25 protein-coding genes and 1 pseudogene are annotated in these 21,590 nt (G+C 44.4%); 6 read left to right on the top strand and 20 right to left on the bottom strand.

Annotated features, from left to right (window positions below; all coding sequences use genetic code 11):
• Positions 1–473: 473 nt before the first annotated feature.
• Together ACOJQI_RS02305 and ACOJQI_RS02300 are read right to left on the bottom strand one after the other, a co-directional pair.
• Positions 474–632, bottom strand: coding sequence for a hypothetical protein (locus ACOJQI_RS02305; protein ID WP_421383152.1), 159 nt, complete (start codon positions 630–632; stop codon positions 474–476).
• A 16-nt stretch (positions 633–648) separates the two neighbouring features.
• The gene (locus ACOJQI_RS02300; RefSeq protein WP_421383150.1) at positions 649–855 is read right to left on the bottom strand and encodes a type I restriction enzyme endonuclease domain-containing protein; all 207 of its coding nucleotides are present in this window, start codon (positions 853–855) and stop codon (positions 649–651) included.
• 30 nt (positions 856–885) lie between these two features.
• Here ACOJQI_RS02300 and ACOJQI_RS02295 point away from each other — a divergent pair, with 30 nt between their 5' ends.
• Complete coding sequence (locus ACOJQI_RS02295) at positions 886–1,914, top strand: recombinase family protein (RefSeq protein ID WP_421383148.1); 1,029 nt, start codon at positions 886–888, stop codon at positions 1,912–1,914.
• A gap of 68 nt (positions 1,915–1,982) precedes the next feature.
• Here ACOJQI_RS02295 and rlmD read toward each other — a convergent pair whose 3' ends face one another.
• Positions 1,983–3,359, bottom strand: a complete 1,377-nt coding sequence (rlmD, locus tag ACOJQI_RS02290; RefSeq protein ID WP_421383146.1) for a 23S rRNA (uracil(1939)-C(5))-methyltransferase RlmD — start codon at positions 3,357–3,359, stop codon at positions 1,983–1,985.
• A 131-nt stretch (positions 3,360–3,490) separates the two neighbouring features.
• Between rlmD and ACOJQI_RS02285 the strand changes: the two genes are divergently transcribed.
• Positions 3,491–4,246 carry a hypothetical protein gene (locus ACOJQI_RS02285; protein ID WP_421383144.1) on the top strand — a complete coding sequence of 252 codons (756 nt, stop codon included), beginning with the start codon at positions 3,491–3,493 and terminating at the stop codon, positions 4,244–4,246.
• A gap of 345 nt (positions 4,247–4,591) precedes the next feature.
• Here the strand turns inward: ACOJQI_RS02285 and ACOJQI_RS02280 are convergent, their stop codons facing one another.
• A complete protein-coding gene (locus ACOJQI_RS02280; RefSeq protein ID WP_421383142.1) occupies positions 4,592–5,035 on the bottom strand; it encodes a GNAT family N-acetyltransferase in 444 nt (147 codons plus the stop codon).
• A 205-nt stretch (positions 5,036–5,240) separates the two neighbouring features.
• Complete coding sequence (locus tag ACOJQI_RS02275) at positions 5,241–5,684, bottom strand: Rrf2 family transcriptional regulator (protein WP_421383140.1); 444 nt, start codon at positions 5,682–5,684, stop codon at positions 5,241–5,243.
• A 187-nt stretch (positions 5,685–5,871) separates the two neighbouring features.
• Between ACOJQI_RS02275 and ACOJQI_RS02270 the strand changes: the two genes are divergently transcribed.
• Positions 5,872–6,741, top strand: a complete 870-nt coding sequence (locus ACOJQI_RS02270) for an SDR family oxidoreductase (RefSeq protein ID WP_421383138.1) — start codon at positions 5,872–5,874, stop codon at positions 6,739–6,741.
• Between the two features lie 53 nt (positions 6,742–6,794).
• Here ACOJQI_RS02270 and ACOJQI_RS02265 read toward each other — a convergent pair whose 3' ends face one another.
• Positions 6,795–6,941: a hypothetical protein gene (locus ACOJQI_RS02265; RefSeq protein WP_421383136.1), complete on the bottom strand. Its 147-nt coding sequence runs from the start codon at positions 6,939–6,941 to the stop codon at positions 6,795–6,797.
• A 117-nt stretch (positions 6,942–7,058) separates the two neighbouring features.
• Here ACOJQI_RS02265 and ACOJQI_RS02260 point away from each other — a divergent pair, with 117 nt between their 5' ends.
• Positions 7,059–7,352, top strand: a complete 294-nt coding sequence (locus tag ACOJQI_RS02260) for a hypothetical protein (RefSeq protein ID WP_421383134.1) — start codon at positions 7,059–7,061, stop codon at positions 7,350–7,352.
• A gap of 80 nt (positions 7,353–7,432) precedes the next feature.
• Positions 7,433–7,627 (top strand): hypothetical protein, encoded by a 195-nt coding sequence (locus ACOJQI_RS02255; protein WP_421383132.1) that lies wholly within the window; start codon positions 7,433–7,435, stop codon positions 7,625–7,627.
• 33 nt (positions 7,628–7,660) lie between these two features.
• On the opposite strand, the pseudogene ACOJQI_RS02250 reads toward ACOJQI_RS02255, so the two are convergent.
• The 4 genes and pseudogenes from ACOJQI_RS02250 to ACOJQI_RS02235 all read right to left on the bottom strand — a co-directional run bounded on the left by ACOJQI_RS02250 (position 7,661) and on the right by ACOJQI_RS02235 (position 12,240).
• Positions 7,661–7,983: pseudogene (locus ACOJQI_RS02250) on the bottom strand (DUF805 domain-containing protein).
• A gap of 66 nt (positions 7,984–8,049) precedes the next feature.
• A complete protein-coding gene (locus ACOJQI_RS02245; RefSeq protein WP_421383130.1) occupies positions 8,050–8,310 on the bottom strand; it encodes a hypothetical protein in 261 nt (86 codons plus the stop codon).
• Positions 8,311–8,329: 19 nt separating this feature from the next.
• Positions 8,330–8,704 (bottom strand): protease inhibitor I9 family protein, encoded by a 375-nt coding sequence (locus ACOJQI_RS02240; protein ID WP_421383128.1) that lies wholly within the window; start codon positions 8,702–8,704, stop codon positions 8,330–8,332.
• 110 nt (positions 8,705–8,814) lie between these two features.
• Positions 8,815–12,240 (bottom strand): S8 family serine peptidase, encoded by a 3,426-nt coding sequence (locus tag ACOJQI_RS02235; RefSeq protein WP_421383126.1) that lies wholly within the window; start codon positions 12,238–12,240, stop codon positions 8,815–8,817.
• Between the two features lie 385 nt (positions 12,241–12,625).
• Between ACOJQI_RS02235 and ACOJQI_RS02230 the strand changes: the two genes are divergently transcribed.
• Positions 12,626–13,204 carry a hypothetical protein gene (locus ACOJQI_RS02230; protein ID WP_421383124.1) on the top strand — a complete coding sequence of 193 codons (579 nt, stop codon included), beginning with the start codon at positions 12,626–12,628 and terminating at the stop codon, positions 13,202–13,204.
• Between the two features lie 27 nt (positions 13,205–13,231).
• On the opposite strand, the gene ACOJQI_RS02225 is transcribed toward ACOJQI_RS02230, so the two are convergent.
• From ACOJQI_RS02225 to ACOJQI_RS02180, 10 genes are all read right to left on the bottom strand, one after another.
• Complete coding sequence (locus ACOJQI_RS02225; protein ID WP_421383122.1) at positions 13,232–14,011, bottom strand: LysM peptidoglycan-binding domain-containing protein; 780 nt, start codon at positions 14,009–14,011, stop codon at positions 13,232–13,234.
• Between the two features lie 413 nt (positions 14,012–14,424).
• Positions 14,425–15,117: a hypothetical protein gene (locus ACOJQI_RS02220; RefSeq protein ID WP_421383120.1), complete on the bottom strand. Its 693-nt coding sequence runs from the start codon at positions 15,115–15,117 to the stop codon at positions 14,425–14,427.
• Entirely contained in the window at positions 15,114–15,863 is a 750-nt protein-coding gene (locus ACOJQI_RS02215; protein ID WP_421383118.1) for a hypothetical protein, read from the bottom strand. Before ACOJQI_RS02215 ends, ACOJQI_RS02220 begins: the two co-directional genes overlap by 4 nt.
• Positions 15,844–16,746 carry an ABC transporter ATP-binding protein gene (locus tag ACOJQI_RS02210; protein WP_421383116.1) on the bottom strand — a complete coding sequence of 301 codons (903 nt, stop codon included), beginning with the start codon at positions 16,744–16,746 and terminating at the stop codon, positions 15,844–15,846. Before ACOJQI_RS02210 ends, ACOJQI_RS02215 begins: the two co-directional genes overlap by 20 nt.
• Positions 16,743–17,129 carry a GntR family transcriptional regulator gene (locus ACOJQI_RS02205; protein WP_421383114.1) on the bottom strand — a complete coding sequence of 129 codons (387 nt, stop codon included), beginning with the start codon at positions 17,127–17,129 and terminating at the stop codon, positions 16,743–16,745. The genes ACOJQI_RS02210 and ACOJQI_RS02205 overlap by 4 nt, the downstream gene beginning before the upstream one ends.
• Positions 17,130–17,503: 374 nt before the next feature.
• Complete coding sequence (locus ACOJQI_RS02200; RefSeq protein WP_421383112.1) at positions 17,504–17,899, bottom strand: hypothetical protein; 396 nt, start codon at positions 17,897–17,899, stop codon at positions 17,504–17,506.
• Positions 17,896–18,201: an antibiotic biosynthesis monooxygenase family protein gene (locus tag ACOJQI_RS02195; protein WP_421383110.1), complete on the bottom strand. Its 306-nt coding sequence runs from the start codon at positions 18,199–18,201 to the stop codon at positions 17,896–17,898. Before ACOJQI_RS02195 ends, ACOJQI_RS02200 begins: the two co-directional genes overlap by 4 nt.
• A gap of 331 nt (positions 18,202–18,532) precedes the next feature.
• Entirely contained in the window at positions 18,533–19,435 is a 903-nt protein-coding gene (locus tag ACOJQI_RS02190) for an ABC transporter permease (protein ID WP_421383108.1), read from the bottom strand.
• Complete coding sequence (locus ACOJQI_RS02185; protein ID WP_421383106.1) at positions 19,432–20,352, bottom strand: ABC transporter permease subunit; 921 nt, start codon at positions 20,350–20,352, stop codon at positions 19,432–19,434. The genes ACOJQI_RS02190 and ACOJQI_RS02185 overlap by 4 nt, the downstream gene beginning before the upstream one ends.
• Before the next feature lie 8 nt (positions 20,353–20,360).
• Positions 20,361–21,410, bottom strand: a complete 1,050-nt coding sequence (locus ACOJQI_RS02180) for a metalloregulator ArsR/SmtB family transcription factor (protein WP_421383104.1) — start codon at positions 21,408–21,410, stop codon at positions 20,361–20,363.
• Between the last annotated feature and the right edge of the window lie 180 nt (positions 21,411–21,590).

Here is a 21,590-nt window from a genome sequence, read left to right as displayed (position 1 = left end):
ACCATTAAAACAATACCGGAGGTCTCTCTATTTTCTACAACCAAACTCTATGACATTAATTTCTATATTTATAAGAAAAATAAAAAACATAATCTTGGTTAACTGTCTTTAAGCTATGATTATCACCAAATAAGGAATTTTATAACTTCTCACCAGTTAATCACAATAAGCACCAGCTTATTTACGAAATTATATGAGAATATAAAATTAAATTATAATAAAGTGAATATAAACCCCTGTGAACTCAACTAAACATACATATGTTTCTACAATTTATAATTATCGCTGCTAAGATATGAGAAACTCTAGGGGTGCTTGAAGTGAGAACAAAAAGAAAACACTGCATAAAAATTATCAAAGGAAACTTTTATATTTATTCTTGGCAATATAGACCTAAATCAGTGAGAACTGCTTGTAAGAACCAAAGACACTACTGGAAGTACAGGGGCAAATATAGTTATCAGAATGAATATTTAAAGAAACTTGCTATAGCTGAACAGTTTATACTCAAGCTTGAATATGAGTACAAAAGAAAATGTAGCAGTCAAAATTTGATAAACACTTAGCCTCTTCAATCCCATCGCACTAAAGACATCAACCACTTCTTCTGAGATAATGTTACGTTCAAGCATTTGACTAACACGTGTCTCAATTTCTTTTTTTGATGTTTTTTGGAGGACCTTTCTTTTCATGCTTAGTTAAGCTTGCCTTAACAGCTTTGAAGTAACTAACTTCTAAAGCATTATTCTTACCTTCATCAGTAGCAGCGCAAAGAGAATACGCTTTTGCTAGCTCCACACAGAACTGTTTAAAATCTTTCTGTTCCTTCTCTTTTTTTCCTAAGATAAAGTTCATCCCACCAATTATGGCTCTCATTCTTGCAGCTTGTATGGCTACGTTGTTATTGATGGCACGTTACACTTAAGAACAGACCAAACACCTGAAGTTGTACAATGGATTTATGAAGAATATATCTCTGGAAGAGGTTTTGATAGTATTGCCAGAGAGTTATATGTGAAAAACATTCCCACCCCTTCGATGATTGCAAACAGAAAAAATTGTGGACCGAGGTGGCATGGGACTTCAGTGCGCTTCATTCTTGAAAATCCTCACTATACCGGGTCACTTGTTCAACAACGTGAAACGACTCTTAGTGTTACTAATAAAACTCGTATAAAAAATCCTAAGGACAAAATGATTATTGTTCCTAATACACATAAGTCTTTAGTTTCTGAAGTGACTTTCCAACTAGTTCAAGATTTAATTAAAAACCGGTCAAAAAAAAGGAACCCCTCCAATAAGCACCTGTTTTCAAACATAATTACATGTTACGATTGCGGGACTTCTATGCACTTTAAATCTAATAGAAAGGGCTATATTTGTGGTGCATATGTAAAATATACAAAAAAAGCCTGTTCACACCATGCAATTAAAGAAGAGAACCTTATTAGACATATTCTTGATGATTTGGATAAGTGTCGTAAAAAAGTTTTAATCTCAGGCACTAGTGAGAAATTACACGAAATTAATCGCAGAGAAAAAATCCGACTATCCAATAGAGTAACAACACTGCAATCCAAGATTGAAAGTGTTCAGGCTAAAAAGTCTAAACTACTGACTCTTTTAATGGATGAAACCATAAACAAATCTGAGTACCAAGTAGCTGTTAGTTCCTATGATAAGGAGATTTCTTCAATTAAATCTGAGGAAACACAACTTCAATACATCTTAAAAAGAAAAGATAATGAAGAGGAAATTAATAAACTACGAGAACTCTTAGATGAGGTGTCATGTAGGACAGACATCACTAATACTTCAATAAACAAATTAATAAAACATATTAAAATAAAAAGAAACGGTACTCCTCTAATAGAGTACCGCTTCCAAACTTTAAATTATTTAGAGGACCTTTGAAGAGACTTAATTTTCACACAATTAATCAATGCTATCTTACATTCCCAGAAACGTTGATATTTCAACGTTTAATCTTTTAAGCGTATACTTGCTACGCACTCCACGTGCATCGTCTGCGGGAACATATCCACCGGCTGTACTTCCAGTGTCTTGTACCCTCCGTCTTCCAGCACCCGTAAGTCGCGTGCGAGGGTAGCCGGGTTACAGGATACGTAGACCACTTTCCGCGGCTTCATTTCTAAAATTGTATTCAACAGCGCTTCGTCGCAGCCTTTTCTCGGCGGATCGACAACCAGGACGTCTGCCTTGATGCCTTCTTCGTACCATCTTGGAATGACGACTTCTGCCGGGCCTGCTTCAAATTCCGTGTTGATGAAGCCGTTCAGTTCGGCATTTTTCTTCGCATCTTCAATTGCCTGCGGGACGATTTCGACTCCGTATACTTTCTTCGCTTTTTGCGCGAGGAACAGGGAGATTGTGCCGATGCCACAGTAGGCGTCGATGACGTTTTCATCCCCGCTCAGGTCAGCGTATTCCAGTGCTTTTTCGTAGAGGACCCGTGTCTGATCAGGATTTACCTGATAGAAAGATCGTGCTGAAATTGCAAATTTAACGTCGCCGATGAAGTCATAGATTACTTCTTCTCCCCAAAGGACATTGGTTTGGTCACCCATGATGACGTTTGTTTTCTTGGAATTCACGTTTTGAATGACGGATTTTACCCCATCAATGGAGTTGACGATTTCCTCGACGATTTCATCTTTATTCGGAAGATCAGCGGTGCGGGTCACCAGGACGACCATCACTTCACCGGTTTGATAGCCGTAACGGGTCATGATGTGGCGCAATGTGCCGCGGTGCTTCTCTTCATTATATGGACGGATCCCGTACTTCTGGCAGATTTCTTTTACCTTCTGGATGATCTCATCATTTTTCTCATGCTGAATCGCACAGCGTTCCATATCAATGATTTCGTGGCTGCGCTGCTGGTAGAAGCCGGCGACCAAGCCACCTTCCCTTTCTCCTACAGGAACAGCCGCTTTGTTGCGGTATCTCCACGGGTTATCCATCCCGAGTGTCGAGTGGACCGGCACATCAGGAAGCTTCCCAATCCTGGCCATGACGTCGCGGACATGCTTTTCTTTCGCCTTCAATTGGCCTTCATACGTAATATGCATGACCTGGCAGCCGCCGCACTGATGGTAGATCGGGCACTCCGGCTCCTTGCGGTATTCACTTTCTTCATGAAGCTCGATCAGCTTGCCAAAACCGTAGTTCTTGCTCGCCTTGACGACTTTGACTTTCCCTCTCTCACCAGGTAGGGCATTCGGTACAAACAATGGATAGCCATCAATTTTCGTAACCCCATTCCCGTCGTGGGTCAGGTCTTCGAAATAGGCATCCTCTATATAATCGTTTTTATTAACGGGTGCTCTTTTGCTCATCGTATTACTTCCTTCGCTCATTTTGTCGTAACTGATTGTACCACAAACGGCGTGCAGATTGCGAAATGCTGTAAATTGCGGTTTGCTGGTAATTTTTATGATATGGTAGAGGAAGAAGGGGTGTGGGGTGTATGAAAAAGCTGACAGATTTTTCGTCTTTCCAATGGATTTTAGAAGAAACAGAACGGGTTGATTTTATTAATTGGCAAGGGAGTTTTGTTTATCATTTCATTCCGGAGAGATTTAGTCATTATTGCAAGATTATGCATCCCATTTTCCGTGACCTTAATGTTACCGATGAAAACCTTCTATGGAGTGATTGTGACCCTGATGAAGAAATCGATTTCAATAATAGCGAACGGCTTTCTTTTAAAGATCTGGCCTTCAAATATGATTTGAAATATACAAAGGAGTTCAGCAGCCATACCATCTGTCATCTTCACGGCACCCGGTTTCCAAAGTGTCCGCGGTATTTATTGTTTCCTTCTGAAGGCACGATGGATGAGGGAACCCTACGGCGAATGCTTCCTCTATTACAGTCGTTCACATCGGGCAGCTGTTATTTTCAGTATCACTTATTGGCTGTTAGAAATTATAGAGAAGATCATGGGAATGGGTATCTGTATCATGGGGGTTTAAAAGATGTGGTCGGTTTGTGCTCAAGCAAGGACCATCCTGTTTCACCCACTTATTGGTGGGATGAGAATAGAGAATGGTGCTTGTATACGGACCCTGACCTGGACTTCACTCTGTTTGGCGGGAATAAAAGAATGATCGACAAACTGAAGGGCGATTCCTTGCTGGAAGTGATCGAGGTCGACAGAGAAACACGTGTTGATCATTACGCCGATATGGAGAATCATCCTGGAATAGACCATATTAAATGATCACCAGCGTGTTTTTCTTGGAATCTTACCATTACAGCTGGAGTCGTTTTCTATAATGGCACATTTCCCTTCGAATCGTACCACTACAGCTGCAGACTCTCTCCATAATGGCACGCTTCCCTCCTAATCGTACCATTACAGCTGCAGACTCTCTCTATAATGGTACGTTTCCCTCCTAATCGTACCATTACAGCTGCAGACTCTCTCTATAATGGCACGTTTCCCTTCGAATCATACCACTACAGCAGCAAGCTCTCTCTATAATGGTACGTTCCTCCGCGAACGTACTACTCTGCCGACGAATGTAATAATAAAGGACGGTTCCCTAAAGAACCGTCCCCGACTTTATCTTAAATATTTTATGACAGCCATTTCCCTGCCAAACCGGTCACCATTATCCACAAACCCGAGACTCGCATACAGGTGATGCGCTCCTTTATTATCGGGATGATAGCCGACTACAATTTTATCCGCATCCGGCAGTTTCGCCATTTCCTCCAACATTAATCTCGTCGCTTCTTTTCCTACACCTTTTCCCTGGTATGCTTTATCGACCATGATCCTATACATCCAGTACCCGTCAAGCTCTTCTTTAACAGAGTTGAACATCAGGAACCCGACGATTTCTTCACCGAAATAGACGGCATATGGTTTAAGTGTTGGTTCGAATTTAGTCTGGGCAATGGAGACAGCGTTGGATTCCATGTACTCCGCTTGTTCTTTTGATAATTCCAGCTGGCAGCACTCATACCAGTTTTCTGCATTGATTTCTTCTAATCTTACATTCATCCTATTTTCCCCTTTCGATTTCGGGGAACGCTTCATAATCTTTGTTAATGAGGCGTGATCCCCTTGTGTTTACATGTGTTCAAGTTTGTTTTATTTGCCATAATGAACGCCTCCCTTAACAAAGATTGCCTTACTAATAGGCTTTTTTATCATACCATTATTTTCTACTTAAAAACGGCATTCTTAAAAAGAATGCCGTCACTCCTTACCTAGTATTATTCATTTCTTCTCTTTCAACGATATCCTTTACAACATCATCAATTGTTACGTGCCCTAATGCTTTCTCCAATGCTGTCTGGGCAATGGTGAAGAGCGGAACAATGGCATCTTGGATATTCCTGCCTACAGGACAACGGGGATTGGGGTTTTCGTGAATGCTGAACAACTCTTGATCCTGGACGACATTTACTGCTTTATATACATCAAGCAGTGTGATCTCCGTTAATTCCCTGGCCGGTACTGCCCCGGCAACACCCGGTCTCACTTTTACAAGTCCACCATTTTTAAGCATCCCCATGATTTTTCTGATGAAAGCCGGATTTGTACCGACACTGCCCGCCAAATATTCTGATGAATTTACCTCATTCTTGTTGTATTCAAGCAGACTTAATATATGAATTCCCACAGCAAACCGGCTGCTGATTGACATGTTTGGTACCTCCCTGAACATTAGGATTACATCATGTAATCCATTTGGTTACAAGTTTATTATACTCATCTTCTGCTGAAAATTAAAATTGAAAGTGTAACAAGTTGACTTACAGTTAACCTGTATCTATAATGATTACATGTAAACGAATGAGTTACAACCATAAACCAAACTGGAGGTTATTTTCATGAAATTATTAGTTACTGGAGCTACAGGAAAATTAGGTTCAAAAGTTATGGATGTTTTATTGGAATCGGTTCCGGCCGATCAGCTGGCCGTCAGTGTCCGTAATCCTGAGAAGGCTGAAGATCTTCGTTCCCGCGGTGTAGATGTCCGTCAGGGAGATTTCGATCATCCTGAAACATTAGATACTGCTTTTGCCGGTATTGACCGCCTGCTGATTATTTCTGCTGACGGTGACAATGATACAAGAATCCGCCAGCACGCTAATGCCGTCGAGGCCGCCCAGCGTGCCGGGGTGAAATTCATCGCATATACAAGCATTGCAAATGCATCCGAAAGTAAAAACTTGATGGCTCCTCCCCATGTTGCCACAGAAAAAGCCATCAAGGAAACGGGAATTCCGTATTCATTTTTACGCAACAACTGGTATTTGGAAAACGAAACGGGCAGCATCGAAGGTGTTTTGGCAGGTGCGCCATGGGTTACTTCAGCTGGATCCTGCAAAACAGGATGGGCTTTGCAGCAGGATTACGCAGAAGCTGCAGCAGCCGTCCTTTCAGGAGACGGTCACGAAAATACTGTTTATGAACTTTCTGGTCCCCTTTATACTCAAGAAGAGTTGGCCTCTGCGCTTGGGGAGGTATTAGGAAAAGACATTCCTGTTCAGCAGGTGACTGATGAAGAGTATGCAGAAATTATGAAAGGCCTTGGCCTGCCTGACTTTGTTATCCCGATTGTAGTCGGAATTCAAGAAAGCATCCGCAATGGATCCCTGGCTGTGGAAAGCAATGATTTTGAAAAAGTCCTTGGCCGGCAGGTTACACCGTTAAATGAAGGGTTAAAACAAATTGTGAATGCTATTCAAGCAAAATAGTATAAAGAAAAACCGGCGTACTGAATCAGCACGCCGGTTTTGTCTACTCAGAGTTACTTCCTTAAGTTCTCCTGATCCTTCAGACGGTTCTGCTGATCAGGTTCCCTGCTCTGGTCTACTACACTTTCATTCTTCTTTTCTTCTTGATAGTTACGTTCTGCTTCTTTGAGATTTTCATTCTTTTCTTTTTTGCCTGACATGAATGATCCCTCCCTGTTTTTGTATGTATTTCCCGTCTGATTCCTCATTGAAACACATAACCTTTTATATGATAGACTTAATTTGTATATAATTCCCAGGTTAGAGGTGAACAGTAAATGTCAGATGGTTTCGGTTTGTTTTTGACTGTGGTCCTGGAAATCCTTGCGTTCGGCCTGCTGAACTATTTTGCATTCACAAAATCCGCTGGCGATATTAAAAAACGTTTATGGGCGGGAGTGATTTTTCTATTGCTGACCCCGGTCATCCTTTTCGGCACACTCATTTTTGTTTCTATTTTTGATGAAAGCGGATGGGGCGCTGGTTTCTTAGGAGTAATTTTTACCGCGCTTTATATAGTGAACGGAATCATCATCCTGCTTTCTTCACTGCATATCTACCTGACCAAATGAATTAATCAAACGTTTGATTAAAAGCCTTACCTTCCTTTACGTGCTAGAATAGTAGAGGAATAACGTATGGAGTGATAAACATGAGCAGCAAGAAGAGAACAACCATTTCTTTATTCGGCAGCCTGATCATTTTTTTGTATGGGGCCTACCGCTTGGGTTTTGAAGAGCGGACGGATGAGTTTACGGCCCTGCCTCTGATTTTTGCGGTTACAGGGCTTGTGGGATTGATTGCAAACCTCGTTAAGTTAAAAGATGCCACTGATGAAGAACACTAAAAAACTCGCCCAAGATTGGCGAGTTTTTTAATGTCAATTGTATTTGGGATTTGGTCCATACCGGTTACTGCCCTCTTCACTGTCCAGGCAGGCAAATATAAATAAAACCAAAGGGCCTGCGATAGGGATAAAACTAATGAACATCCACCATCCGCTCCTCCCAATATCATGGAGACGGCGGACACTGACAGCCAATAAAACCCCGTTAACAGCGATCCCCAGCCTTTATAAGCCTCAAAAAAATCAAGCACCCAATAAATAAGTAAATTAATAAAGTGGAATACCCAATATTCCGTCCTTCTCGCTCTTCCTTCAAAAAACAGATAATTTTTAATGACTCTCAAATACCATTTCATGTAATGACTCCCCTTCTGTTATGGTATTACCTTCCATCATAACAAAAGGGGAGTCACGATTAACACTCAAATATAGGATTCTACGATATTGGCATCTTCCCCGGCAGCTTTCGGGACCAATGAAAAACGTTCCGGAATTTCTTTACGGATGGAATCCAACGATGGCCTCATCAGGATGACCGGCGTTGGCTGGTTTACATCGAACAATCTCGCAACAAACATTCCCTGATGATCCGAAGGGCTGTTGTAGATGCAGATGATCGGCATCGTGTATTCGCCAAGATCGATTTCTTTGAATGAATTAATAAGCTGGTCTTTTGTTTGCATAGTGTGAACCTCCAGTTTTTTAATAGGGCTGAACGGGCGGATCGAGATGGACTTGTTTATTGGGATGTATCCTTGCAATGACAGTGGATTTCATCAACCTTCTTATCTCGTTGGCCGGCAGCTCCATTGCGACTCCATTCAGTGCATTCGTATAGGTGTTTTGTATCGTGTAAGGAATCCGATTTTTCTCCAGAAGAATTTGCAGTTCTTTCCGGAAGGTTTGATGACTTTGTTCAACATGACTCTCTGCTTCCTCAAGAGTTAACTGCTTTCCCTGTGATTTGGCGGCCGCCACTGCCGAATGTGCCGGCAGTATCTTGAACTCAATGATGATCGACAGCTGCCTGCTTGTTGACAGATTGATGGAGGGATCTATGTATACAGAGGTATTCAATTTGCCCACCGCCTTTTTCTTTCTATTGCTTTTATTAAAACAGAGCTGGCGCTACTTTTAAACCAAAGCGGGAAAATTCCTCCAACAAGGAACTTTCCCGGCTTCCCATTTTAATGCTTCACAGTCATTTTCTTCGGCTCAGACGTTAGTGACAATCCATTTTCATCCGTTCCGGTTACCGTTACAAAGTAGTCCCCGTTCGGATATTCCTTGCCAGGATACCACTTCAGTCCGTAGATGGAATGTTCATTTTCAATATCGGCATATTCAAGGATATTCCCTTCTGAGTCCGAGATTTCAATGTGCCAGTCCAAACGCTTGTACCCGAAGATAAGCATCGAAGCTGGTTTTGTTTCATTGATGTTGGTCCCTGATACCGCGAAGTAGTTGATGAAAGGATCCGCATGAAGCCTTTCTTTATCGCCCCAATAGTTCACCCCTACATTCCGTACACCGTCAATCGCGGAAATCATGACGATTTCCGGTTTTTCTTTTGATACATATTCTTTGGCTCCATCTGCAAGCGATCTTGCCTTGCCGTTCACCCACAGCATGCTTCCAAGATAACCGGTTCTGTCTTCTTGTACATCCCATGTGATCTTATGGGTGCCATCCTCTTGTTCCTTCACTTGGATGTTTTCCACTTCTGGGGACTTTCCATCCAGTTTAAAAGGAATCTTCGTCTGCTGCGGTTCGGCTCCTTCAAAATTCAAGGTGCTTTCATATACATAATAGTAGTCGCCGTCCGGCAGTAGTTTGCCTTCATTATCCCTTCCGCTCCAGAACATACCGTCAAAGCTGTAAGAGTAATCTCTGTACGACATGATATTTTTGCGGAACGGATAAGGGCTGCCGTCCTCAGTATATTCACTGAAGTTCGTGATGTCAGCAACCGTATTTCCATCTTTATCCTGAATACTCAGTGACATTTCTTTCAGATTTCTGAAGGCGGTAAAAGAAGGATATACCCCTGTGACAATCGAGTTTGGCGAATAGCCCACTTCATCCGGATTGAACGTTCCTGTTTTGCTGTCAAAGCCCAGCGGCAGGTTCAGCATGTCATTCCACAGCACTGTGTATCCGAGGTAAGGATCGCCGTTCACCGGACTTTCATCGATATTATCAAGAGAATCCCAGTCGCCGTAGAAGCCCATGAATGGAACCGTCAAATCCGCCAGCTCTTTAACAGAGCTTCCTTTTGGGACAAAACGGACAAAACCTTCAACGAAACGATCTTTACTCAGTCCCTCCGGCAGTGTGACCGAAACCGTTACTTCGTCATCACGGAAAGGCTTGTATTGAAGCTTGTTTTCGTCATTGAGTTCTTTTCCATTTACTTTTATCACAGCGTCATCCACCGGGATGCTGTTCAGCGTTAAATATTCTTTTTCCTTGCCATTCACTGACCTTGTTTCTGTTTCATCCGTCAAAACGTCTACCTGGATTTCAAATTGGTGATTTGCTTTTTCCAGCTTTTTCGCCAAAGGTTCAACGTCCAAAGTAAAGTCGAAGGTGCGGCCGACTTCTTTCAAAGCAACAGAGGCAGCCTGCTCCAGCGATGCTCCTTCCTGCTTTACTAGATAAGGAGTTTTCACAGCCTGTTCAACTTTCATGATGCCCGAGCCCTGGCGGCGCGGTGAGTAAGGCAGGTTATCGTGCTGCGGGTTAGTCATGACCTCAGACGTATTCATCAAGGCCATCTTGGCTTTGAGTACCGTTTCTTCATTTTTCGGCAATTCCAGCTCCTGATAGTATTTCTGCAGCAGCAGCGCCGCTCCGCCAGCTACGTGCGGACTTGCCATGGACGTTCCGCTCATCGACTCGTATTGGTTGTTCAGGACGGTCGATGTGATTTTGCCGCCCGGCGCGGTGATTTCAGGCTTGAAGCTCAAGTCTGTCGGTGCACCATAGGAAGAGAACGTGGACATCGGTTCGGTCGCGGGATTCTGCACCCACAGGCCTTCATCCGAAAGTTGAATCGTTATCTTTTCACCACTTTGAAGCCTCTCTGCAATTTTAGAGGCTGTTACCTTGTCTGTCGCCACCCCTGGAATGGAGTATGGAGAGAAATATAAGTTCGCATAAGGTGCAAGTTCCCCAGGCGGTATGACTATGACTGCCTCAGCTCCATTTTTAGCTGCTTCATATTGAATGCTTGAGTAGAAGGCATATGGCTTTTCAGGTTGAGCGAGAACGATTTTCCCTTTGACGTCCAGGCCTTCATAATCCCCTCTCAATCCCTCACCGGCAACAACAAGTTCATATTCTTTGTTTGCTTCCAAATGATCAATCAGCTTTTTCGAAGAAGGCTGGATCTGATAACCAAGCGTACTGCCGTCATTCAGCGTGAATGAATCGACTCTCATCAAGTCAGCTTCAGATGATGCAACCTGAAGGGCCGATGGCGTTATTCCGGGATCTCCGACAAGCCCGATGTCCGGATTTTTGGCCAATGGCAGTTCGGACGCCGGCAGCAGGTTCTGCTTGGTGCTGTAAGAAGCATTTCCGGCAGAAGCAACCACAAGGACACCGTTATCTGTCGCATATTCAACAGCCCGCTGTACAGGATCATTCGGGTCCGCACTACCTGCATCAGACCCCAGACTCAAGTTGATGACATCCGCGCCTGCTTCCACAGCATGATAGATTCCTGCCGCAATATCGTCATCATAAGCAAAGCCTCTTGTGTCAGAAAAAACTTTTTCCGCAATCAGCTGAACATCGGGAGCCACACCGACTGCTTTCTTCTGGGACTCTTCAAACGCGCCGACAATCCCGGCTACATGTGTTCCATGGGAGTTGCTCGCAGGGATGACATCGGTATCTTTGTCTGCCCAGTCATAGCCGGTCGGCACTTTGTCTGTGTACCAGATATCGTCGACTTCCGTCTCATTTAAAACAGACTGGATATTTTCTTTATTGAATTTGGCTTTCTCTTTCCCTTTCTCGGTAAGCTGGAGCGCTTCGTGTCTGTGATCGATCCCTGAGTCCACAATCGCTACGACCATTCCGTCACCTGTGTAATTGTATTTCGCCCAGACGTTCATCGCTTCGACGATATCTTTGCTTTTCGCTACAAGATGCTCATACGTTTTGGAGACACGGATATCCTTCACACCATCCATTTTCTTGATTTGCTCTGCCTCTTTCATGGTCGTTTCCATACTGAAGCCGTAGAATCCTTCTGAATAGGTGTGGATGACTTCCGAGCTGCTGCTTCTCTTTTTCATGAAGCTGCCCTTCACTTGCTCGACCTTCTTTTCGGGCTGGTCTTTCTCATCCAACTCTACCTCGACGACCAGCCTGATCTTTTCGTTTGGATTCAATTTGCTTTGACTCTGGCCATATAACGGATGATCTCCCACGCTGTCTTTCCATAAGTTATCGAGCTCCACTTTCGCCTCTTTTGACAGGGGAACTGCCTGTCCATTCTGCTTCGGCAATTCAAATTCTGCCCCGGCCGGCGCTGCCATGCTTCCTGTAATGATGGCAGACAACCCGATTGCCGATATCTTCCTCTTTAATGACTTCTTCATCTTCTCACCCTTTTCATGTTTTCAATATGAAAGATTCATAGATGATGAGTGGGGTCCACCCCATGTGCGTGCTTCCTTTCATATGCTCACTTATACAATTCTTTGAGATTCGAAGGATGCCTCTTGGGGGAATTTCGGATGAACTATTAGGGTGGATGCGGGCATTGAGACCTTATTTTCTTCCTGTTGCAGCGCCGCTTTTGCCCGTGATAGTGCAAATAGTTGGATATAGTCAGCTAACAATAGGGGTAAATTTCTTTTTAAAGCGGTCAAAGAGTTTATCAGAGATTTTATCGAAGGTAAATTAAGAAATTTGTCCTAATTATTGAATGTTGCGTTTGGATTACATATATTTTACATATAAAGTATTTTCTGGAGGTTTTCTATGTCCACTAATATCTATCAAATTAATATTCAAACTACGGATTCAAGCGTTGTCCGGTCATTTTTGATGACCTGGTTTGAGGAAGCATACGGGAGCCGTCCCCAGGTAGAGACACAGCATGAACCCTCTATTTCCTTCTTCGAAAATGAAACTCCTTCTCTTTTTGCGGTTGGCAAATTGCATAGCGGCTGGATAACGGTTCTCCATGATTCTTATGAAAGATTAATAAAATTCAATCAGAGCCTGTCTTCTCAAATTGAGGGGATGGTGGTCCATACCCTTGGCCAAAGTACCGTTGATACTTACTACTTGAGCATTCACCAAAATGGAGAATTAGTAAGGGAACTTTACTTCGGGGAGGATTCCGATGGCATTGAGCAAGCGGGGCTGCCCCTTTCCTTCGAAAAACACCTGCCATTCCCTCGAGAGGAAGACTACACTTATTTTGATTATGAATACTTAGAAGCCTATGGTGAACTTCTTGGGATTGGAAGTCTGATAGACCTGGAGGAGTATAAGGGAGCATGGGAAATCATTCAGAAAAAACAAAAAAAAGGATGGTTCTCCCGCTTCAGATGAAGCAGGGGAACCCCCCTCTGTTTTATATTAAAATACTGAAATAAGTGCACCGTTTTTATGAATGACGTGAACGATATGGCCGGACATATTTTGAAAATCAGAAGCTGTTCCATATGGCACCTTCAATACGAACGGTTCGCCATGATACTTGAACTCGACTGTGAACTTGTCAGCCGCACCGATGACTTCCGCTTCCGTGACTTCTGATTTCCCCGGGATAACGAGATTCTGGCCGATAAGGACCATTTCTTTCTTCAGCCCATTTGCCTTGGTCACCTGTTCCGGCTTTACGCCAAACCGGTGTGAGATTCCCCACAGCGTATCTCCCGGAACAACTGTGTACAGCTCACCTTCCTGCTGTTCTGCTGCAGCAAGCTTGATTGTCTGGCCGATATTGATCTGGTCTGATTTCAGGCTGTTCTGTTCTTTCAATTCTTTTACCGTCACTCCATGCTTCTTTGCCAGGGAGTAAAGGGTATCACCCTTCTGAACAATATGAATTCCTGATTCCATCGATACCTTATCCGGAACCAGCAGCTGCTGACCAGCCATGATTTTATCAGAAGTCAATCCATTCGCTTCCATCAGCTGTTCAACCGTGACATTGTACTTTTGGGCCAGGCTGAAAAGTGTATCATTCTTCTTGACCGTATATTCGGTACTGCATGCGCCTGCCTTCCCATAAATCAGCATCGCTGTGATCGAACCTGCCGCTGCAGCTGCCGCAATTCTTTTCATTTTCTGCTTTTGCTTGGCTTTCCTTGTATCCTGGATCCTCTGTTTTCTCTTTGTCGTAATCGCTGTCAAAATTTCCTTCCCCCATTTTCAAAATGTATCCCACGACATAGTATTTTCGACACAATCCGAGGTTTTTGGGGGTGTTTAAGAAAAATGTGGCTAATTACCCAAAATTATCTATTGCAGAACCAACAGCATGAACTTATACCTTAAGGGAAGAAATTTCCCTTATCTAAGAAATGTCCGTAAAAATAGGTCAAATAAGGGAAAAATTTTCGCCTATTCATTTAAAAAACGTGAAATTTGCGTTACTGAGCATGCTTAACGGAAAATCCTTCCCTTATTCACCTCTCCCCAGCTAAATTCTGCAGTTTAACGGAAAAATTTTCTCTTATTTTAAGTACACTTCCTTATGAATTCATAGTAAAAAGCAGTCCGTGTTGGACTGCTTTTTCTACTTATAGCAGGGTACCGTCTTGTTTTCAACTATCAACAATCGTCATATACCCATCCACTTTTACCCCTTTAGGGACCTTCAGGTAAATGACCTCCTGCCCCAGATAAGTCCTGTGCTCTTCCTCAAATGGGTTGTTCCCTCCGTGGAATTGTGTGAACGGATAGGGCTGTGTCACTTTTGCTATTTTGATCTCTTCAGCCGGTGGCGGCAAGATTCTTATGACGGAATCCACAATATCAACTTCTGGAGGGGTGATCTCTTCGGTTACATCAATGTTTTCAATGAATGCCCGCGAAACATAGTATGCGACTTCAATTTTCCCGTCATCCTCGTCTTTTATTTCAACAACGACCGGCATGTATTGAGATCCCGAATTGGGTACTCTGATTCCTTCGCCTTCGAAATCAAACTCCCATTCCCCGGCCTTCATTGCACCTTCTGCCTCATCTATCTTTCCTTCATGGACCATCCTGAAGAAAGCTCCATCCTGCTCATTGGCTTTCTTTACTTCGGTATCTGTCTTTATTTCCCCTTTAAAAGAAGAATCAACAGGAATCACGTTGGAAACAAGAGCGCCAATAACAAGAAGGATGAGATATCCGCGGAAGATCATATTCCCTCTTTTTCCATTCAATAGCTTTTCACCAAGCGGTTTTGCCAGGAAAAAAGCGAATGCAATGATGGCTGCAACAATCAGCAGTGAGATAATCGCCATCATTGTTTCACCTCCATTCTATTGGAAATCAGGATGGCGGTACCGAAGGCGATGGCGGAAACCACAATCACTTTTACAGCAAAAAGAAAGAAGGATGTTTCCCTGCCGAAGAAGCTGAAAATCATCGGAATCAGTGTCGGTTCATTATGGGAGTAGAACCCCTCAAGGAACACAGCGCCGAAAACGACCGCCGGCAATACGCCCAGGAAGATTTTGCTGTATTGGACGAGCATTCCGCAGACATATCCGAGAGCAGCCAGCAAGAAGATATACAGGATCATGCCGCCCATTCCAGATAAGAATCCTCCAAATGTCATCGGTGCGCTCAGGATATACGCTCCACTGCCGGACAATTGTACAATAAGCTTTAAAACATAACTGGACAGGTACACCGTCACTGCTGCCAGAACGCTGGAATACATCATAAATAATATATTGGAAAAATGACTGGCGGCCCTGTTGGACACAAAAGAAAAATCATCATAGCGATACGCCTTCGTTGTGAACAGGATAGATGAAATGAAGGCCCACACCATGACAAAAGCAAGGATGAGACTGCCGGTGAAGAACTTCACTTCATAGCCGAAATACTCCGTCCCGCCTCCCGACATCCCTTCACCATTCATGGAAAACAGCAGTCCGATAATCTGAAGAACCATCAGGGACGAGAAGACTCCCCGGTACGACTTCAATTTGAAACGGAATTGCTTTTTCACTACATCCCACATACTAACTTCGGCCAAATACATCGTCGATTCCCCCTTTCGTTCTGCTGGTCAGGAATGTGCAGATCTCATCTGCGGTAACCTGTGAAAATTCCAGGCCTGTCTGCCGTGCTGATTCAATTTCCTGGATTGGGAAGTCATTTCTGACCACCGCATAGGTCCCGCCAATTCCCTGGCTGGATTCATGGATCACCTGCTTATTTTTCAGCCATTCGCGCGTAACGGAGTCTTTCCCGCTGACGCCAATTGCGTATTCCCTCAGCTCTTCCACAGACATATGCAGGAATTTCTCACCATCTTTTAAAAGTAAAATATCCTCAAGGATGTCTTCGATTTCATTCAATAGATGGCTTGATAAAATAATCGTCCTCGGGTACGCAAGATAATCCTTGAGAAGGGCTCGGTAAAAATCCTTGCGCACACCGGCATCCATCCCCGTCGTCGGTTCATCAAATATTGTCAGGGGCGTCCGTGCTGCCAGCCCAAGAATCATATTGAATGTGCTTCTCATCCCTTTCGACAGATCATTATGGTACTGATAAGGCTTGAATGAGAAGTAATCAAATAAGCGCTTGGCAAGTTCCCGGTCCCAATTCGGATAGAAGTCCGCAGCCGTCTGGAGTATCTCCTCCAGATTCATGGTCGGCGGCAGGTTCATTTCATCATCCACAAAAATCATGTTTGCCGATACTTTTAAGTTGTTGAATGGTTGCTCTTCAAAAACAAGCACGTCCCCTGACGACTCCTTGATGAATCCCGCGATTATTTTCAAAAGTGTTGTTTTACCCGCTCCGTTCCGGCCGATTAATCCGGTGATTTTGTCCGGCTGAAGAGTAAAAGAAACATCATTCAATGCCGTTTTTCTCCCATATTGCTTCATCAAACCCCTGCATTCCACTACATTCATTTCCCATCCCCCTTAAGCTTGCTGTTGGCACTCCTGATCATATCGACCAATTCCTCTTCGCCGACCTTCAGGTGCTCCGCTTCCTTGACCACTTCCTCCACAAGTTTGGCTAACGTCTGGTTTCTGCGTTTGGAAAGGATGATGTCTCTCGCTTCCGCAGATACAAACATGCCGAGCCCCCGCTTTTTATATAAAATATCTTCCTCTGCCAGCAGGTTCAACCCCTTTGCCGCTGTCGCCGGGTTGATGTTGAGCATTTCCGCCAGCTGGTATTGTGAGTAAACCTTCGAATCTATTTCTATACTGCCGCCGAGGATTTCCGTCTCCAGCCACTCGGCAATCTGGACGTAAATCGGTTTCATGCTATCTGAATTCAGGATCAAACGCGCACCTCCTCTTCGTAAGGTTCATTAGTGCATTACTGATGTAATGTACTATATGCCATTTCTCATAATTTGGCAAGGGTTATTTTGGTAAAAGTTTGTTGTTTTGGCTGGATGTTGCGTCTCGCGCAGGGTACACCAGGTCTATCAACGAAATTTTGTCGTTTATCGGCTGAAGCGTGTCGGATAACGACCAAGTTTTGTCGAATATCAACCGCTTTTTGTCGGATATCGACCAAACCTTGGCGGATATCGGCCAAGCGACAAAAATCGACACCTCACGAACACACCGCAGCCGCAGCCACAACCCCCAGCCCAACAAAAAAACACCAAACCCACAAAGGATTCGGTGTCTCTATCAAACTATATTACTTTCACAATACCGGACGCTCCACATCTTCCGTCCCATCGCTGTCTTCCAGCACCTGAATGGCCTGATGGAGGTGATCGGAGAATGTATCTCCGTTTTCGACTTCCGGAGATGCCTCAAGTGCCGTAATGATGCTGCGGAAGTTATCGATCAAGTGATCAGTCGACATGCCGCGGCTGACCAGGACGCTGTTCAGCCACAGCGCATAGTCGGTAAACACTTTCGCTGAACCAAGTCCGGCCGATGTCTCGAGATACTGAAAATGATAGACATTGTCTTCATAACATTTCTCACGGCCGCGCTCCCCGAACTTTTCATCCAGTTCAGGATATTTTACATAGATTTCTTTTACAGACCGGTTGATGACCTCTTCATATTTTTTACCGATGTCGATGATCATACGGCCACCACTTTGAACTTATGGATGGATGGAATGATGGACGCCAGCTCCTGATCCGGGTATTTCTTTTCGAGTTCATGGATGCGTTTGTAGTCTCCACTTTGGATCCATGTCATGAACTGCTCCTTGGAATCCCACTCCATGTGGACTGTGATTTCGCCTGGTTTCTTTTCGTTCTGCAGAAGCAGGAAACGCTGGAAGCCGTCTGCTTTATCTACTAAACGGGAACGAGAATGATAGATTGATATCACTTCATCCGCCTTTTCATTCGGCACGACAAACGTCGAGTGTACGATATACATGGTTTCTCATCCCTTTCACTGTTACTCTGATTCTATCATTAACTGTAACACACAGAGTCAGTGCCGGGAAACACGTACTACCTTTTCCGGTTTCTTAGATGAAGAAGGCTTGGCTGTTTGCAGGAGAGGCGACCAATTGCAGGCGCTCTTATGATGCAGAGATGTCGGTTTAATCAGTTTCTTACGCTTCTTAACTTGCTTTCTCTCATCCATACTCTCACTCTTTTCATCTATTATTCCTTCACCGCTTCACCGCGCTAAGAGGGACAGTCCCCTGCAGCGCGGCAACGCGTTACCGCGGCGGGGGACTGTCCCCCACCGCTTTAAAGGGTTAAAGGGTTGTTTTTTCTTCGATTCCGTTGACGATCATGTTTATGACCAGGATCAGCAGGGAGTACGCCATGACTGGGAAGAAGATGATGAATGGTTCGAGGAGCAGTTCCTCATAGCGGCTTCCGATCAGGCCGGCCCATTCGAAGGTCTGGGTGTAGTAGTTATTGAACTGATCGTGCTCCTGCCCCGATCGGATGATGGTCCCTCCCAAGAAGATGTGGAATATTGCCAGGTGTAAGATCAATGTCAGCACTTGCACAAGCTGCCGTCCGTACAGGACCGCCATTCTCGGCAGCAGATGCGGAAGCACGTGCACCCTGGCGATATGCCACCTGGACCCGCCCAGGATCCGCGCGCTTTCCATAAACTCGAATGTGTAAATGTGATCCGTTGTTTCGGCAACCATCCTCGTCAATGTCGGAATCCCCACAAGGGTCAGAACGACGATCTGCAAAACCAGCGTTTCCCCCAGATCAAGCGGCGGCTTGGTTCTCAGCTCATACAGGAGAAACGGTGCCAGCCAGATGATGGCGAGAAGCGACTGCGGAATATAATTGAATGCCTGCATGAAGCCTCCCACCCAGACAGTTGAAAATAACCTTCTTGAAAACAAACCGATAATTACTGAAATCAACACTCTCAGGGTGGTTACCGTCAACGCAAACAGAAGCGTCCACTTTGCACCGGCCACCAACGTGTAGAATAGGTCATTCCCTTCCCGGTCCGCTCCCAACCAGTACTCTTCAGAGGGACTATAAGGCGGCGTATCGACCAGCTTTCCAGCCTCATCGTATAAAAACACTTGCACAGCGGGTTCCGCTTTTACCAAAGGCCAGACTATACTTACCGCCAGTATCACCAGCAATATAGAGCTTCCGGCCAAAACTCCTTTGAATTTCATCCCTTCAGTCCCCCTGTCGTCTTCTGATAAAATCCTTCCCTGAATCTTGCCGTCCCTTTGAGGATCAGGAAAAAAGGAGTCATCAGTAAAATAAGAAGCAAGGTGCGGGACGCTGCCGGCTGGTCTCCCAGGACGAAACTGATCATCCCATGGCTGTGAAACAGAAATTCAATGATCACCAAATTTGTAAATAAAAGCAGGATAAGCCCCGGCAAATGGGCGATGGATTCCATAATCGTGTTCCGAAATGAATGCTGTAATACAATATAGAACTTTGATAGCCCCTTTGACTTTGCATAAAGAATATATTCCTTCATGTTTTCCTCTTCCATCAACAGGGCCTGCACCCGGAACATATAGATGGCCGGGACAATGCTCAGTGCCATCAACGGCAGCAGAAAAACTTGTTCCCTTGGTGTTGAATAGGCAGATGTGATTTCCAATCCGGTTTTTTTATAAATCCAGATGACGGCCAGCTGCATACTGAAGATAAAGAACACGTCCGGCAGGGATTCAAGGAGCTGAGAACCCTTCAAAACCATTTTTCTGAAGAAAGGGGGGAGCCAGGAAACCAGCAAACCGGCGAAAGCGGCCATAACGATGGCGATAAAGAAACTGCATATAAGAAGTAAAAGGCTGTAAAGATACGGCTCCAAAATGGCTGGAAAAAGTTCCTTCTCTACGGCCTGTTGATGAAACACTTCCGACCTTGCTTCCGGCATCTTTGGAAAAGTCCGTGTCTCGCCGTGGACATAATAAAATAGATCCCCCGGCTGCAGGATTCCTTTCATTATCGTCAACACCGATCCCGCAAAGCTTCCAAGCCCATTCACCACCGCAGGAGAAGCCAGCAGTATGACAATCCCCAGACATGCGAGGACATAATGAATGATCACATTTTTCACATTGGCCATCATAAAACACCTCACGTCAGGTCTGCTTCATAAATAAACTGCTCGAGCAGCGGAAGTGAGATAAACTGACTGAGGTCGGCCCGAAGCGAATTCATCCTTCCTCTGTTCCCGGAGTAGAAAATGTAATACCCCTTCCTCTCACTCGTCACAAGACCCGACTGCTGCAAAACCTTGATATGATTTGAAACCGTCGCTTCTGATAAACTGTATTTCCCTGCAAGCTGTTTTGTACTGTACGGATGTGTCAGCACATCCCGCAAGATCTTCAGACGGGTCGCCTCCCCCAAGGCCTTGAACATCTGGATCAAATCCGCCGGCGGCTCTTCATCGAACGTTTCCGCTTCCGGAACCGCAACATGAAGACCAAGGCATAACCTTCCTGGATAGACCCCCAGCATGACATGAGGAGTGACAAAAGAAGAGGCCTGCAAAGTGATATGGTCATATTCTGCCTTTGGAAAGACATACGTCTCCCCTTTATGGACTTTGACCACCTTTTCATCCACTTCCACATCCGGATGAAGCTCATTCAAAGCTAGAATTCTATTCCTTTCCAGTTTCTCCTGAAAAGCGGCCTCCGCTCTCGCAATCCAAGGTTGGATACGGAACAGCTCCCTGGCAAAAACCTTTTCATTATACTCATAAAAAAAGTGATGAATACGCTTCTTCCACTTACCCGGATCGGAAAGAAGATCCTTCTGCTGCACGCTGAGAGGCGAAAGGCGTGAATCCTTTTTCCAAACGTTGAGATCCTCCATCGGATATTGTTCGCCCAGCAGATAATAGACAAAGGCATCATCCGGCATGGAATAGATGAATTCAATAGCCTCTTCCGGTGTGGTCTCATTCAGCTTGTATTCATTCCGGATATTCACGAAATAAAACCACTCATACGAAACCGCCCCCAGTGCCCGGATGTCTTCCATCATCCCTTCCGGCAGCTGCCCCGCAATCCGTTCTGCCCATTGTCGCCGGTAAGGATGATGGACCGGGTTATACAGCACATGGAGACTCGCCATCATCTCATTAAAAGGAGAAAAAATGATTTCGATATTCATCATGACCACCCTAACTGATTAGCCATTTGACTAATCAAATTTTGAATTCCGATAAATCACTGACAATTTAATCCAAGTTGCGCATTCTGTCAACAAGAAAATTGTAAAATGTTTCTAAAGAAAAAGATGAATTGTATAAGTGATTTACCTCGCTCGTTGCTAAGATCGTGGTTTCCGGCAACA

The sequence above is a fragment of the Bacillus salacetis genome (genome assembly GCF_049177075.1).
GTDB classification, from domain to species: Bacteria; Bacillota; Bacilli; order Bacillales; family Bacillaceae_B; genus Rossellomorea; species Rossellomorea salacetis_A.
The sequence above is the reverse complement of the archived record's forward strand: the minus strand, read 5'-3'. Positions and strand labels throughout refer to the sequence as shown.

Bases quoted from the DNA above. Each gene is read 5' to 3' on its own strand.
- ACOJQI_RS02305 (WP_421383152.1), bottom strand. From the start codon at position 632: ATGCTTGAACGTAACATTATCTCAGAAGAAGTGGTTGATGTCTTTAGT.
- ACOJQI_RS02300 (WP_421383150.1), bottom strand. From the start codon at position 855: ATGAACTTTATCTTAGGAAAAAAAGAGAAGGAACAGAAAGATTTTAAA.
- rlmD (WP_421383146.1), bottom strand. From the start codon at position 3,359: ATGAGCAAAAGAGCACCCGTTAATAAAAACGATTATATAGAGGATGCC.
- ACOJQI_RS02285 (WP_421383144.1), top strand. From the start codon at position 3,491: ATGAAAAAGCTGACAGATTTTTCGTCTTTCCAATGGATTTTAGAAGAA.
- ACOJQI_RS02280 (WP_421383142.1), bottom strand. From the start codon at position 5,035: ATGAATGTAAGATTAGAAGAAATCAATGCAGAAAACTGGTATGAGTGC.
- ACOJQI_RS02275 (WP_421383140.1), bottom strand. From the start codon at position 5,684: ATGTCAATCAGCAGCCGGTTTGCTGTGGGAATTCATATATTAAGTCTG.
- ACOJQI_RS02270 (WP_421383138.1), top strand. From the start codon at position 5,872: ATGAAATTATTAGTTACTGGAGCTACAGGAAAATTAGGTTCAAAAGTT.
- ACOJQI_RS02265 (WP_421383136.1), bottom strand. From the start codon at position 6,941: ATGTCAGGCAAAAAAGAAAAGAATGAAAATCTCAAAGAAGCAGAACGT.
- ACOJQI_RS02260 (WP_421383134.1), top strand. From the start codon at position 7,059: ATGTCAGATGGTTTCGGTTTGTTTTTGACTGTGGTCCTGGAAATCCTT.
- ACOJQI_RS02255 (WP_421383132.1), top strand. From the start codon at position 7,433: ATGAGCAGCAAGAAGAGAACAACCATTTCTTTATTCGGCAGCCTGATC.
- ACOJQI_RS02245 (WP_421383130.1), bottom strand. From the start codon at position 8,310: ATGCAAACAAAAGACCAGCTTATTAATTCATTCAAAGAAATCGATCTT.
- ACOJQI_RS02235 (WP_421383126.1), bottom strand. From the start codon at position 12,240: ATGAAGAAGTCATTAAAGAGGAAGATATCGGCAATCGGGTTGTCTGCC.
- ACOJQI_RS02230 (WP_421383124.1), top strand. From the start codon at position 12,626: ATGTCCACTAATATCTATCAAATTAATATTCAAACTACGGATTCAAGC.
- ACOJQI_RS02220 (WP_421383120.1), bottom strand. From the start codon at position 15,117: ATGATGGCGATTATCTCACTGCTGATTGTTGCAGCCATCATTGCATTC.
- ACOJQI_RS02215 (WP_421383118.1), bottom strand. From the start codon at position 15,863: ATGTATTTGGCCGAAGTTAGTATGTGGGATGTAGTGAAAAAGCAATTC.
- ACOJQI_RS02210 (WP_421383116.1), bottom strand. From the start codon at position 16,746: ATGAATGTAGTGGAATGCAGGGGTTTGATGAAGCAATATGGGAGAAAA.
- ACOJQI_RS02200 (WP_421383112.1), bottom strand. From the start codon at position 17,899: ATGATCATCGACATCGGTAAAAAATATGAAGAGGTCATCAACCGGTCT.
- ACOJQI_RS02195 (WP_421383110.1), bottom strand. From the start codon at position 18,201: ATGTATATCGTACACTCGACGTTTGTCGTGCCGAATGAAAAGGCGGAT.
- ACOJQI_RS02190 (WP_421383108.1), bottom strand. From the start codon at position 19,435: ATGAAATTCAAAGGAGTTTTGGCCGGAAGCTCTATATTGCTGGTGATA.
- ACOJQI_RS02185 (WP_421383106.1), bottom strand. From the start codon at position 20,352: ATGATGGCCAATGTGAAAAATGTGATCATTCATTATGTCCTCGCATGT.
- ACOJQI_RS02180 (WP_421383104.1), bottom strand. From the start codon at position 21,410: ATGATGAATATCGAAATCATTTTTTCTCCTTTTAATGAGATGATGGCG.